Source organism: Mesotoga sp. UBA6090 (genome assembly GCF_002435945.1).
In the GTDB taxonomy this organism is placed as follows: Bacteria; Thermotogota; Thermotogae; order Petrotogales; family Kosmotogaceae; genus Mesotoga.
The window spans coordinates 104665-118406 of record NZ_DIXC01000004.1 but is presented as its reverse complement, the minus strand read 5'-3'; the positions used below and the strand labels follow the sequence as shown (position 1 = coordinate 118406).

At 45.2% G+C, this 13742-nt stretch carries 10 protein-coding genes; 5 read left to right on the top strand and 5 right to left on the bottom strand.

Features of this window, described 5'->3' with window-relative positions:
- The 4 genes from purB to B3K42_RS01040 all read left to right on the top strand — a co-directional run.
- Positions 1-1072, top strand: a 1072-nt coding sequence (purB, locus tag B3K42_RS01055; RefSeq protein WP_292596335.1) for an adenylosuccinate lyase, incomplete at its 5' end; no start/stop codon positions are given.
- Positions 1073-1076: 4 nt separating this feature from the next.
- On the top strand, positions 1077-2330 hold the full coding sequence (locus tag B3K42_RS01050; protein ID WP_110989633.1) for an adenylosuccinate synthase: 1254 nt from the start codon (positions 1077-1079) through the stop codon (positions 2328-2330).
- 31 nt (positions 2331-2361) lie between these two features.
- Positions 2362-3750 carry a cysteine--tRNA ligase gene (cysS, locus tag B3K42_RS01045; RefSeq protein WP_110989634.1) on the top strand — a complete coding sequence of 463 codons (1389 nt, stop codon included), beginning with the start codon at positions 2362-2364 and terminating at the stop codon, positions 3748-3750.
- 400 nt (positions 3751-4150) lie between these two features.
- A complete protein-coding gene (locus B3K42_RS01040) occupies positions 4151-4591 on the top strand; it encodes an OsmC family protein (protein ID WP_110989635.1) in 441 nt (146 codons plus the stop codon).
- A gap of 40 nt (positions 4592-4631) precedes the next feature.
- Here B3K42_RS01040 and B3K42_RS01035 read toward each other — a convergent pair whose 3' ends face one another.
- The 3 genes from B3K42_RS01035 to ggt all read right to left on the bottom strand — a co-directional run bounded on the left by B3K42_RS01035 (position 4632) and on the right by ggt (position 8749).
- Positions 4632-6299 (bottom strand): S8 family peptidase, encoded by a 1668-nt coding sequence (locus B3K42_RS01035; RefSeq protein ID WP_110989636.1) that lies wholly within the window; start codon positions 6297-6299, stop codon positions 4632-4634.
- 143 nt (positions 6300-6442) lie between these two features.
- Positions 6443-6895: a large conductance mechanosensitive channel protein MscL gene (gene mscL / locus B3K42_RS01030; protein WP_110989637.1), complete on the bottom strand. Its 453-nt coding sequence runs from the start codon at positions 6893-6895 to the stop codon at positions 6443-6445.
- A gap of 171 nt (positions 6896-7066) precedes the next feature.
- Complete coding sequence (gene ggt / locus B3K42_RS01025; RefSeq protein ID WP_110989638.1) at positions 7067-8749, bottom strand: gamma-glutamyltransferase; 1683 nt, start codon at positions 8747-8749, stop codon at positions 7067-7069.
- A 165-nt stretch (positions 8750-8914) separates the two neighbouring features.
- On the opposite strand from ggt, the gene nadE reads away from it, so the two are divergent.
- A complete protein-coding gene (nadE, locus tag B3K42_RS01020; RefSeq protein ID WP_110989639.1) occupies positions 8915-9754 on the top strand; it encodes an NAD(+) synthase in 840 nt (279 codons plus the stop codon).
- Here nadE and B3K42_RS01015 read toward each other — a convergent pair.
- Both B3K42_RS01015 and B3K42_RS01010 read right to left on the bottom strand, forming a co-directional pair.
- Positions 9738-10817 (bottom strand): hypothetical protein, encoded by a 1080-nt coding sequence (locus B3K42_RS01015; protein WP_110989640.1) that lies wholly within the window; start codon positions 10815-10817, stop codon positions 9738-9740. The two genes, nadE and B3K42_RS01015, sit on opposite strands and share 17 nt — an antisense overlap.
- A gap of 463 nt (positions 10818-11280) precedes the next feature.
- Positions 11281-13734 carry a hypothetical protein gene (locus B3K42_RS01010; protein WP_110989641.1) on the bottom strand — a complete coding sequence of 818 codons (2454 nt, stop codon included), beginning with the start codon at positions 13732-13734 and terminating at the stop codon, positions 11281-11283.
- Between the last annotated feature and the right edge of the window lie 8 nt (positions 13735-13742).

Here is a 13742-nt window from a genome sequence, read left to right as displayed (position 1 = left end):
CGTGACACAGGGAATGGGGGATGAAGCTCGTTTTTTCCATCTTGGAATGACTTCATCCGATGTTGTGGACACCGCCCTTTCGCTTGCCGTTAGAAAGTCCGGACGTTTCATTGTCAGTTCTCTGGAACAGCTCTCGAGAGCACTGAAAGAAAAAGCAATTGCCTATAAAGATGTAGTATGTATGGGTAGGACTCACGGCATACATGCTGAACCCACTTCGTTTGGGCTGAAGTTTCTATCGTTTTTTGTTGAAATAGAGAGGGCAATCCTTCGCTTGAACAGAGCTATAGATGGTTGCTCAGTTGGGAAACTGAGTGGAGCCGTCGGAAACTACGCTAATATCTTGCCGGAGATCGAGAGTATTGCTCTGGGCGAGCTTGGTCTGAGGCCGACTGCTGTTTCCTCCCAGATCATCCCGAGGGACATTCACGCAGAGTTCCTTTCGGCACTGGCAATTGCGGCCTCTTCAATAGAGAGAATGGCTGTGGAGTTCAGGCATCTCCAGAGAACAGAGGTCCTGGAAGTTCAAGAGCCTTTTAAGAAGGGGCAGAGGGGTTCTTCCGCTATGCCTCACAAAAAGAATCCCATCATATGTGAAAGGCTCACCGGTATGGCACGTTTGATAAGAAGTTACGCAGGTGCTTCACTAGAAGATATTGCCCTCTGGCATGAAAGGGACATCTCCCATTCCAGTGTAGAGAGAGTAGTCCTGCCGGATGCGACAATGCTTCTGTACTATATGTCTGAGAAGTCTGTTTATCTGGTGAGCAATCTTGTTATCTATCCCGAAAGAATGAGAGAAAACTTCAAAGCCTCCAGAAATCTTGTTTTCTCCCAGAGGGTCATGTTGGCCCTGATTGAAAAAGGTATGTCGAGAGAGGAAGCTTACCAGTTTGTTCAGGAGTTGTCAATGGATTGCTGGAATGGCAATCTTGATTTCAAACAGTTGGTTCTAACTAATCAAGTAATCGCCGGGCTCATGGATTCAGAAGAGATTGAGAGACTTTTCAGTCCTGAGTATTTTTTGAGAAACGTTAATTGCGTATTTGAGAGAGTTCTTAATGGAGGTTGACTGAGTGAAAAAACTGGCCGTTGTTGGTGCCCAGTGGGGCGATGAAGGAAAAGGAAAGGTTGTCAATTACTTTTCCAGGGATTTTGAGTGGATAGTAAGGTTTTCCGGTGGCGCAAATGCCGGTCACACTATCTATGTTGGGGATAAAAAGTATGTGAACCATCTTTTGCCCTCAATAAACCCCGTGATTGATTCGAAGGGCTTTCTTGGTGCAGGAATGGTAATAGATGTTGGGCAGTTGATTGAGGAACTGAAAATCCTGGAAAGAGATTTCCCGGGCATCTCCAGTAGATTCTATCTTGATCCCGAAGCCTTCATCGTTCTTCCTTGGCACAAAGAAGAAGACTTATTGCTTGAGACGATGCGCAGGGTACCGATCGGGACAACGGGCAGAGGGATAGGACCTGCTTATACAGATAAGGCATCAAGAGAGGGGCTGAAGCTCTTCGTTCTCTTTGACGAGGTACTCTTGAGAGAAAGACTCGAAGCGATATATCACATGAAGCGAAGCAAGTATAACAGGGACTTCGCCGTTTCTATAGAGGAAATGTTGGTCTATTTGCAAGGTCTTAGAGCTGAGCTTGAAAGGCTCTGCGTCAATTTCACGAGTGCAGTAGACATGTATAGAGTCTTCAGGAGTACTTCCGTCTTGTTTGAAGGAGCTCAGGGTGTTCTTCTGGACCTGGATTTCGGAACATATCCCTTTGTGACATCGGGGGCATGTATGGCTCATGGAGTATCCTCGGTAGGGTTCTCTACCTTTGAACTGGACAGTGTCTACGGGGTTCTCAAAGCTTACACAACGCGAGTAGGAGCTGGCCCCTTTCCGACAGAAGAGCTCTCCGAGGTGGGTGGGCTTCTGCGGGAAAGAGGAAAGGAATTCGGCGCAACAACGGGTAGAGCACGAAGGATAGGTTGGCTGGATCTTCCCGCTCTGAGATACGCAAAAATAAGGTCTGGTCTAACGGGCTTCGTTATAACGAAAGGAGACGTACTGAACGGACTGGATGAAGTGAAAGTCTGTGTGGCGTATGATGTTGATGGAGTCGTTAAGGAATTGCCCTCTACTTCGTATGATTTTTTCAGAGCAAAACCAATTTACGAAACTGTTAGTGGATGGCCCGTTACTGATCACATAAACTTCCTGAAGTACATGACTTTTATCGAAAAAGAAACCGGTGTCGAGATTGACTACATCTCATATGGGCCGAAAACGGAAGAGATGAAAACCAGGAACGATCTTATAATGAGCATATAGCTCAGTTTCGGGGAAGGAGGGGAAGCAGAGAATGGAAATTAGACTTACGAACACAATGTCACGAAAAAAGGAAGTCTTCAAGCCGCTAAGGGAAGGCGAGGTGGGGTTATATACTTGTGGACTCACAGTTTATAACTTCGCTCACATTGGCAACCTGAGAGCGTACGTCTTTGCCGACACCCTCAAGAGGATGTTTCTATTCAACGGCTATAAAGTGAGACATGTAATGAACATAACTGACGTGGGACATCTTACGGGAGACGAAGACGAAGGCGAGGACAAGATGGAAGCCGGTGCAAGACGCGAGGGGAAAACCGTCTGGGAAATAGTGGACTTCTATACCGAGGCTTTCTTCGACGATCTGAAGAGATTGCGGATTATCTTCCCAACTGTCACCTGCAGAGCAACCAGGCACGTAGACGATATGATTGAAATGATACGCAAGATAGAATCCAACGGATACACATATATTGCTGGTGGGAATGTATATTTCGACACTTCGAAACTGCCCGACTATGGCAAGCTGGCAAGGCTTAAGCTTGATGAGGAGAAGATGCGTTCTAGAGTGGAAAGCGACCCCTATAAGAGGAATCCGTTTGATTTCGTCCTGTGGTTTACTCGATACAAGTATGATAGCCATGCTATGCAGTGGGATTCTCCGTGGGGCAGAGGTTTTCCCGGATGGCATATCGAGTGTTCTGCGATGTCTTCGAAGTACCTCGGTGAAAGGTTCGATATCCATACGGGCGGCATAGATCATATTCCAATTCATCACACGAACGAGATTGCCCAGAGTGAGGCAGCTTTCGGTCATGAATGGGTTAATTACTGGCTTCACTCGGAATTTCTTGTCATTGGTGAGGGGGAGAAGATGTCCAAATCCCTGAGGAACTTCATTACCTTGCAGACGCTGATCGATAAGGGCTACGATCCTGCAGAGTATCGATACTACCTTCTGGGAGCTCACTACAAGAAGCAGTTGACTTTCACGCTCGAGGCTCTTGATGGGGCGAAAAGCGCCATGAAGAAGCTTGCCACTAAGATAGGAGAACTGAAGGAATCAGAAGCACCAGTTAGTGAACCCAATTCATTACTTCTGAATGAATTTCATGAAGCAATAAACGACGATCTGAATACACCTAGGGCGCTCGCTGTGTTGTGGAAGGTCGTTGACAGCGAGGATCTCCGTCCTGGCGAAAAACTCTCTTTGATCGACGAATTCGACAGAGTTCTTGCGCTAGGTCTCTCCGAAATCGAAACTGACGTAATTCCCGAAGAAATAAAAGAGCTTGCAAACCAGAGGGATCAGGCTCGAAGTGACAGGGACTGGAAGAAAGCAGATGAACTGAGGGAGCTGATTTCTGAAAAGGGGTATGAAGTTCTAGACGAACGAGACGGATACAAGATAAGAAAAAAGTGAATCGCAGTGAATACCGGCAAATGAAGAGTTTTACGCGAATTCAACCTTCCTTGATGTCACGTTTGTAGTAAGATGTTGACCTGTTGGCCCAAGATCTGTGTTCAGACAGAGCTTTTTGACTTGTGAAGAGAGATCTTTCTTTCATGTTCGTCTTTATTCATGGTTCTCGCTTCAGACAACGATCTTTCCATCCATATCATTTCGTACGAGAGCAATACTTCAGTATTAGAGCTTACAGCCAGGAGATAGATAGCGAGCGGACCTCTGTTCATTGTTTTTTACAGCTTTGGTCTGTCATTCTTGTGAGTATTTAACGGATAATTTATATCGGCTTAACCGAGAAAGGTTTCAATCCTGTTAGAATATATGTGAAAGATATAACAATTTAGGAGGTAAGTATATGCCAGATGCGAATTTCAGAGTAAGAGCAGTTTCGGAAAGTCGGGCGAGAGTTGCCGTAAAAGCAAGAAATTTCACTATGATCGTTGATGAGCCACCTAATCTCGGTGGTGACGATAAGGGTGCCAGTCCAGTTGAATACGTTCTCGCCGCACTTGCCGGTTGTCTGAATGTAGTAGGACATCTCGTTGCAGATGAGATGGGTTTCAAGATAAAAAGATTGGAAATAGACGTCTATGGTCCGCTGAATCCGGCCAGATTGTTTGGTAAATCATATGAAGACAGAGCGGGTTTCAAGGAGATAACCGCAGAGATGAAAGTTGAGACCGATGCAGATGAAGAGACACTCAAGAAATGGGTCGAGGCTGTGGAAGATCGTTGCCCAGTCACTGATAACCTGGTAAACCCAACGCCTGTTAAAGTTCTGGCATCCAGTCTGTAGACGAAAAGAGTTTCCAGAAAAGACCCCTGAAGGGGTCTTTTCATTCTTCGGTAGTTGGACAGATTATCGGAAAGAAATATATGACGTTATCAAGGTCATGATGACCGTTTTTAAAGAAGCTAAGAGTCTGAGCATCGTTGAAAGATGGATTCCAGGTTTGGGCTGGATTAATCGCTCCATTGCCAAAATACCCTATCAAATCTCCTTTGTCGATCTCTTTGTTTCCATTGAAATCCCTCCAGATCCTTATTTTGATGTAGTTTTCTGTGAGTCCGGTTAAGTAGAATGAACCGTCTCTCTCAACCTCGGCTTCCTTTAGAACCTGGCCCGAAGTGGAGAGGATTTGAATCAAGAGAGGTCTCCGCTCTTCACTGAAGTTTAGAGCATCGAATGCCTGAATAAGGCCGTATCCATAGTACTGATCCCATCCCGGATCTCCTAGATCACGGGCCGTTTCCCGAAGGATCTTCCTTATAATCTCTTCGCCAGAAGAATCTCTGCCTGCGTATCCTTGTGCCATCAGGAGAGCTGCAAGCCCCGTTACATGTGGCGCCGCCATGGATGTTCCGGCCATATATGAGTATGTATTTCCTGCATTCACTGAGTATCCTGTACTAAGTATTTGATAGCTGCTTGAGCCGCCTGGGGCGACAAGGTCAAGAGAATCTCCGTAATTCGAATAACTCGCCCTCTGCATCGTATTGTCGACCGCTCCGACTGATATCACTTCCTCGTAAGAAGCCGGATAGTATGGGCTTGAGGAATTGTAATTGCCTGATGCAGCTATCATCAAAACTTCATTTTCCGACGCGTATTGAACGGCCGCCGCTACAACAGGAGAGTCCGGCCCTGCAAGGCTCATATTTATTATCTTGGCTCCATGATCAACTGCATAATGAATTCCCTTCGCAAGAATGCTCACCGTTGTGACGCTTCTTCCGTATTCATTGTAATCGAAGACTTTTACTGGAAGAATGACTGGATAATCACCCCATATCATTCCCGAAACACCTTCGAGATTGTCGGTCGACGAAGCTATAGTACCTGTCACATGAGTTCCGTGTGAAAGCTTGCCGGCGGGGGGTTCGTCTATTGGGTCATAATCATCATTGTAGACGTCGTATCCAGAAAGCAGTTTGCCTGATAGATCGGGATGGTCAGGTCTTGTACCTGAGTCGATGACGGCCACCACAACCGTTGACGCTCCCTTTTCAATCTTCCAGGCCTTATGCATCTCAATCATCGGATAGTTCCACTGTTCGGGATACAGCTGATCGTTGGGGACACTCTCCTCGGATTGAAGAGTGAAAATCCTCTCCGGCTCGATTGACTTAACTCCTTCAATTCCAGACAGCGAAGATGGATCGTTTGTCTTCACAACGGCATAGCCAAGAGAGCCGTCTCTTGAATAGAACTCATCAAGGATCTCTACTCCAGAAACTCCTGAGATTATTGCTGAATCAAACCCTCTATCGAAGAGGATAACAAATTGATTACTCAGGAAACCCTGCTCGATGTCTTCACTGGAAAATCTTGGAGAGTATGCTGTGGTTCTTTGAAAACTATCAAGAACTGAGGTTTCTGGAAAGTAAGGAACGACCTGGCCTGAAAGAGAGTAGTAAACCTCGGGTTTAATGCACCCGGTTAGCGAAAAACAAAGAACAATAAAAAGCGCAATCAAAAGCACGAAAACTTTTCTAAGCCGCATCTTGAACCTCCGGATCTAGATAGGAAGATTGTACCATTATCTCTGAAGCGTCGGATTCTTCTGATAAATCGGTTCAACAACAACCAGGAATGGAAACACGCAAAAAAAGAGCGGCTGCAAAGCCGCTCTTTCTAATTACTATCTCAAGTTTTCTTTCCGAGTTCAGATGTACAATTAGGACACCTTACGGCATCGATAGGAATCGAAGTGTGACAGAAAGGACAGGTCTTGGTTGATGGCGCTGCCGGAGCCTCTTCCTTCTTTAGCCTGTCACGCATTTTGTTTATTGCTCTGATTATCAGGAAGATCACAAAAGCGAGAATAATGAAATTGATGATTGCGTTGATGAAAAGACCGATGTTTATCGTTGCGGCACCAGCCGCCTTTGCCTCTGCGAACGTTGCATAGGCCTCCCCTGAAATGTTTATGAATAAGTTGCTGAAATCAATGCCACCTGTGAACAAACCGAGAATCGGCATTAGTATGTCGTCTACAAGAGATCTTACAATGACTTGAAATGCACCACCGATAATAATGCCGACAGCCAAATCAATAACGCTGCCGCGGCTGATGAACTTCTTGAACTCTTTCCACACACCGCTCACCCCCCTCTACTATGAAGCTGTAAAAAGATTATAATTTAGTCTAGTTCTAAAAACAACCGTTTAAGGCCCTCTTGATCCATCTTTTCTTTTATTGGATCTCTTGTTTATCAACAGTGATTCGCTACCTTCTTAGTCTTTGTGTGTGTGAAAACCGTATCTGATTCAATATCCAACAGCCTGCCCGTCTCTTCTGGGGTCGGCTCCTCCAAATAGTATTCCTATATCTTTGTTGAACAAAACGGCATGAACCCCGCCGAAGTAAGGATCATAGTCGTTTCTTACAGTTATTTCATGTCCCATTTCGATAAGCCTATTGTAAGCGTTAATTGAGATCCTTCCTTCTATAGACATCGGGCCAGTCTGCATCCTAAATACTCTGGGTGCCAGAATTGCTTGCTGTACAGTCATTCCGTGGTCAATTATGTTGCTTATGGTTTGAGCTACAGTAGTGATGATCCGTGTACCGCCTGGCGCACCGATAGTCATATATGGTTCACCTTCAGGGTCTATAACCAGAGTAGGACTCATGCTGCTGAGTGGCCTTTTCCCGGGTTCGACTGAGTTTGCTGAGCCGGGGGTTTTTACGAAGTCGTCCATGTGATTATTAAGAATAATTCCTGTTGTCGGCACAACAACGCCAGAACCAAAGAAGTAGTTTATGGATTTTGTCATAGCAACCATGTTTCCCTCTTTGTCCATAACAGAAAGATGAGTAGTGCTTCCGCTTTCGAACTTCCAGGGGTCACCGGGCTCAACGAATTCAAGTGGAATGCGCTTATCTATTTTCTCAGCAAGGGTCCTGGCATAATCTTTCGAAGTTAGTCCCTCGAGAGGAACATCCACAAAGTCAGTATCGGCCATGTATCTTGATCTATCGGCAAAAATCAGTTTCATTGCCTCTGACCAGATGTGGATCGTCTCGGCAGTGTTGTCTCCCATCGATCCGACATCGAAATTCTCCATGATATTTAGAAGTTCAATTACGTGAGTTCCTCCCGAGCTAGCAGGTGGAACTGACAGTATAGTGTAACCTCGATATGTTCCAACAACTGGTTTGCGAACCTTCACTTCATAATTTGCAAGATCATCCATTGTCATTACTCCGCCGCGTTTCTGAACTTCGCCCACAATCTTCTCGGCAATTTCTCCAGAATATATCGCATCTTTCCCGTTCTCTACGATAGATCTTAGGGTATTGGCCAAGTCCTTTAGTACAATAGTCTCTCCCACTTCATAAGGAATACCTCCATACTTCAAATAGAGGTCGACTCCATTTTCCATCATCATTATCTTCTCGTAGTTGTCGCTAATAATTGAAAAAAGATTAACTGTTACAGGGATTCCCTTCTCGGCCCAGTCTATGGCTGGCTGAATTACTTCTTTTCGAGAAAGCGTTCCGTAGTTTTCAAGAGCATATAATAGGCCGGCGACTTCACCCGGAACCCCTATGGCCTTTCCCCCGATGACGCTCTCATAGTTTACTGGACGATTATTCTCGTCAAGATTGAAGAAAGTCGGGCTTGTAGAGTTCGGTGCAGTCTCTCTGAAATCAATGACTACTGGTTCATCCATATCGGCCAGCTTAATTATCATGAATCCTCCTCCGCCGATTCCAGAAGCATTCGGTTCCAGAACACCTATCGCAAATGCGGTGGCTATAGCAGCGTCTACAGCATTCCCGCCCATCTCAAGAATCTTAACGCCTACTTCTGAGGCTTCAGGTTTTGCGGCTGCAACAACTCCGTTTCTTCCCTCTGCATCCCTTCCATAAAGGTTAAGAGGGTTCGATGCCAAAACGGTTCCAGCAATTAGTATGGCCACAAGAACAAACACTGATTTTCTCATTTTTCACTCCTCCTGCTCCAAATATGAGATTGCTCTAACAAATCAGTCTAACATTTCTGGAAACTGAAACTTCTTTGTCGGCAGACTTTCCAGTGGGCGCTTTGTGTAGAATATTCAGTTTTCAAGAATGAAGGAAAAGTTTAGTATAATCTTGTTGGTGATCATATGCGAGAAATTGTCGATTTCATAAGAAGCACTGTTCTGAAGTGGGGCTATCGAGGGGCTGTGATAGGAATAAGCGGAGGAATAGACTCTGCAGTGGTAGGTAAGCTAGCTGTTGACGCCCTAGGCAAGAAAAACGTATTTGGCCTTCTCATGCCCGAGCGCGACTCTTCGAAGGATACTCTGGAGGATTCGAAGCTTGTGGCTGGTTTCCTGGGAATAGACTTCAAAGTCAAGAACATAAGTTCAGTTCTCCGTTCTGTTGGCTGTTATAGACTTCAACCGCCTGCACTTTTAATACCTCAGTCGGTTAAAGAAAAGTATGTAAGGGATAAGTGGAAGAAGCTTTCTTCAGATCCTTTTCTCGACGACTTGGCCGACAGTGGCAATGAAGAATTCAAAAGGGGACTGGCTTTTTACAGGGCTAAACACAGAGTCAGGATGGTTTCGTTATATCTGGAAGCCGAAAAAAGGGGTTACGCTGTACTAGGCACGACAAACAAGACTGAATGGCTTTGCGGACTTTATGTGAAGTGGGGAGATGATTCTAGCGACATTGAGCCGATAAAGCATTTGTTCAAGACTGAGGTAATGGATCTTGCAAGAGACTTGAAAATCCCGGCGAGGATCATTGAAAAACCACCGAGTCCCGATCTAATTCCGGGAGTCAATGATGAAACTGCCTTTGGACTTCAAATGAATGAGCTAGATGAAGTGCTTCGGGAAATCGAAGCCGGCAAAGCCCCAAACCCTCACGACAGGAAGGTCATGAGGGTTATGGAAATACTCCAGGCGGCTGAACACAGGAAGCTCAGGAATCTTTCAATTATTCAGAAGAAGTGAGAGTTTTAAGCCCGTTACTCCATGAAATGCTTATCAGATTAACTACGGCTCTTTCCAGTTGATGATCAGCGAATTCCGGAAAGTCAGTGAAAACTTGTTTCTTTGCTTCCCCAGGTCCAACGCTAAGTTCATCGAGTTCCTTTTCGGCAACGTAGAGCTCTTTACCCATTGGATCAAGTAGTCTGAAAGAGATGTGCACTCCTTTAACCGTTCCAAGATCTGAATTGTTCTTGACTCTTAGGACAACGCCCTTCTTTTTGCTGAAAGTTCCAGTCTTTTCTATGCTTGACTGAATAACGACTTCGCGATGGAGGGAGTTCGTTGTTTTTCTGTCTCCTGCAAGGTAAAGGTCTGCACTCTCTGGAATACTGTCTTCCAGATCGAGATCGGATACAGATATTTCTTCTCCAAGCGCTTCTGGGAGCGATTCATTCTTAGTTTCAAAACTCTCCAGAGATTTGTACAGCTGATAAAGATCCCACAAGTTGTCGTTGAAGACTCTGTGTTTTTTCAGTTCTTCAACGATTATTCCGGTGCTAAAGGAATCTAAATCTATCTTCGAATTTTCCTTGCGAATCTTCACGCCATCCTGGCCAAAGTGGACACCAGAAAGAATAAACCATTCATCGGGCAACGGAAAGACGAATCTTCCAATATGCTCTTCCTTTGAAGAGAACTCTATCGCGTTAACGATAATAGGAACGACGTAATCGGTCTCTCTTTTTGCAGGGATCTTTGATGCTTCTCCGTCTGACACCACTCTCATAGTCTTGCCAAGCGTCCTCGATTCGAAGGCCCAAAGCGAAACTGAATCCTCATAGAACTTGTCGTCCACAACTTTTACCCCTTGAAGCTTAACAGAGCTAAGATCGAGTTTGCTTTTGGTAAGAGAAAACTTGGACGATTCCATCTTCACTTCGACTACTGTCATAAGCCGGTCCTTGTATTTCGCAAAGACCGGATCTGAAGGAAACGTGAACGTTATTCCGTCATGTTTTGATTCCTCAATAAACACAGAACCAGCATCGCTTATAAGAAAAGCCGAGTACCCCATTATCTTCATAATTATTTCCCCCTTTCTTTTTTGTTATCTCCGATAACAGCATTATACCTCATTCCATTGTCACGACTTAAGCAAAGTCGACTGACAGGCAGATTTCGAGTTCTTTCCAAAAGTGAAGTAGACGACCCGCATTGTTCATCGAGAGGGATATATTGCTAGTAAGTAGGCTTGAGATAGTTGTTCTGGTTTTCTGCCAAAAGGGGTGATTGCGTCGTAGCATTGAGATGGAAAATCCTAAAGGAATCTTGAGTTTTTACAAATTGAGAAAGGATTCCCAGCGTCTCCGAGCATAAACGGTTCTATCCTATCTTTCCAGAAGAACCTGCTGTCAAGTCTATTTGGAGGAAGGTGCCTATTGCTCCGTTCTGCAAATAAGTGGTTGTTCGAAAAAGAAAGGGGAAGATTCCCCTTTCTCGTTTATTTTCTTTGAGCAATTTTACGGCTCATGTATTGAAATCTCTCTTTACGGTTGATTATCCAATCCAAAGTAAATTCCAAAACGCGAGTCACTGTACTTAATGCCTATCTTGGGGAAAACGTCACCGATACCTATTGTTGAACCTACATTTATGAAAAGGTAAAGGGCGGAATGATCGAGACTGGTGTTTGTTCCGCTTATCACAGCGCCAATTCCCAGCTCTTTCAAGAAGAATAGAGGACTCCAACCCCAGTCTATCCTGTACATGAGTTGAGCTCCGTTCGCATACCAGTAGAAATCATCGTAGAAGCCGACACCAAGACCGACAGATGTACCCAGAGTTGGGGAGAATCCAGCATCCACGGCAAGCAATGGCGTGATCTTTCCGTCAGAAAGTCTTATCCCGGGTTCCACCGAAATCGAGAAGAGATTTCCTCTCAGACTTAAGGGAACAGATGTAGTGATGCCGCCTGACGTGTCAAATCCAATATAAGCGTGTGATCTAAACCTTGTGGAAGGATTCAAAGGCATCTGGAAGAGCTCAGAAGATAGTCCTGCGGTTAGCATAGGCACGCTGGGGGTGCCTAAGCTTACTTTCAGAGAGACATCTACTCCTTCCAAGATCTGTCCCACATACTCCCCCTGGAAAGTAAGCTTGTTAGTACCAAAGGTAAATGAAGGCATCAGCTCCATGGAATGCTTCGAATCATGTGAAAGGTGAACGGTAAGAAAGCCAAGGGAAATGTTCTCGCCATCGTATGCGACTAACGGAGCTCTTAACACAGGGTTCAGAAAATGAAGGAAAGTCTTCTTCAGGTAATCGCCGCTTGTATACTCCACAGAAGTTGGCTCGAAGTCATCGGGTTCAACTTCTTTAACACTGTATGGAGTGCTTTCAAGACCGAAAACATAAATAGACATTCCCTTTTCTCTTCGGGAGTGTCCGAATCCGTACACTGTAGAATCTAGCACCACCGCCTTTTCGAGATTGGCACCTTCGGTTAGTCTGAAAACCTCTCCCGATTTTACCTCTACAGCGAAGGCATCCATATACCCTTCTTCATAAGCGGCTGTAAAGACTACCTTCCCCTCTTGGTAGTCAATACCCCTTCCCTTGAGATAGGGATCGTCTAGTATTACTCTGAATTCCCCTTCGGTGAAGGTCGCGACGGCTCCGTTAATGCCATTCCTTGATAGCAGCATAGCCAGGCTTCCGTCTTCAAGAACTACGATATCTTTGACCAGCCATGGAATTGTTATGAGTTGCATCCCATCGAAATAGATGGTTGATAGTTCAGTCTTTGCGTCGTATAGTGCTTTGATCAATCTCCCGTTGTAGATATCAAAGGCAGTGATCATTCCTTTGTCCAGAAGTCCCACAGAAAGAGGAGGCCTGTGTGACCAGATTTCTCTGGACGTTGTGTTCCTTTCGGTTACCGAAGTCATCAAGTAGATATTCCCTTCGTGCCATTTCAAGCTCAGGGCGCCAAAGTCGGAAAGCCTCCTGGAAAAGCCGCCATCTACATATTCTTCAATTCCTCTTTCTACAGAGCCATTCCATGAGCTTGCTTCACCGAAAACCGAATAGGAGAATAAGACACCGTTTTCAGTCTTCGTCATATCGTATATCTGACCGTTGGCCACTGTTCTGACTTCAGTTAACGTGGCATACTTTGTGGCTTCGATTCCGACTTCTTCTTTCCAGTCATTGTAGAGCCCGTCCAGGGTTTCACCGAATGCAATTTGTGAGGCGTTGATAGGTCCGAAAACGGGAAGTCTTCCCGAGACTTCACCATGAAACTCCTTGACTGATTCTATGCCGAATCTTCTTACGAGATAGTCATAGAAGCCTGCCATATAGTTATAATAGAGGGCTCCTCCTCGGTAGTCCTCCCTTGATACAGACAACGCATAGTCCAGAGCTGGGAAGGTGTTTGCTTTCATGTTCTGATAGGTCATCTCTTTCCCCCATAAAGGGTTATTCAATCTTCCCTCGGAGAAGTAGTTAGAGGACTCGGCGAACAGGGTCACTCCTTCTACAAATGGCGAGAGCATTTGCGGCGAAAAGAGTTCCGTTCCCAGGAGCACTCTAGAAATGAACGCAGGTACACCCGTTATGTAAGTCAGATGAGCGATATGAGTGAATTCATGCATTAACAACTGTCTATACTGATTCGACACATTCATTCTAGTTGAGAGTATTGTGTCGGAAGGCCACACGAAGATCTGAATAGTTTTGTGGTTTTGCACTTGAGCGATACCGTTCGTGTTTGCCCCAAAATCGGCGAGGACGATGTTTATTCTTCCGGGGTCGTTGCCGACGAGTTCGACTGCTTTCGGCCGTATCGATTCGAAGGTGTTGCCTATATAAACGGCAACTTTCTCATATCCCTCCGGGTAATAGATATCAGCATTCGGGAATTCAAGTACGTTATTGGCAAGGATAGGGACTGCAAGAACAGCCACAATTGCCAAGAGCAACATTATTGTTTTTCTCATTAGTATAC

Excerpts from the sequence above, each read along its gene's own strand:
- cysS (WP_110989634.1), top strand. The coding sequence starts at position 2,362 with ATGGAAATTAGACTTACGAACACAATGTCACGAAAAAAGGAAGTCTTC.
- B3K42_RS01040 (WP_110989635.1), top strand. The coding sequence starts at position 4,151 with ATGCCAGATGCGAATTTCAGAGTAAGAGCAGTTTCGGAAAGTCGGGCG.
- B3K42_RS01035 (WP_110989636.1), bottom strand. The coding sequence starts at position 6,299 with ATGCGGCTTAGAAAAGTTTTCGTGCTTTTGATTGCGCTTTTTATTGTT.
- ggt (WP_110989638.1), bottom strand. The coding sequence starts at position 8,749 with ATGAGAAAATCAGTGTTTGTTCTTGTGGCCATACTAATTGCTGGAACC.
- nadE (WP_110989639.1), top strand. The coding sequence starts at position 8,915 with ATGCGAGAAATTGTCGATTTCATAAGAAGCACTGTTCTGAAGTGGGGC.
- B3K42_RS01015 (WP_110989640.1), bottom strand. The coding sequence starts at position 10,817 with ATGAAGATAATGGGGTACTCGGCTTTTCTTATAAGCGATGCTGGTTCT.
- B3K42_RS01010 (WP_110989641.1), bottom strand. The coding sequence starts at position 13,734 with ATGAGAAAAACAATAATGTTGCTCTTGGCAATTGTGGCTGTTCTTGCA.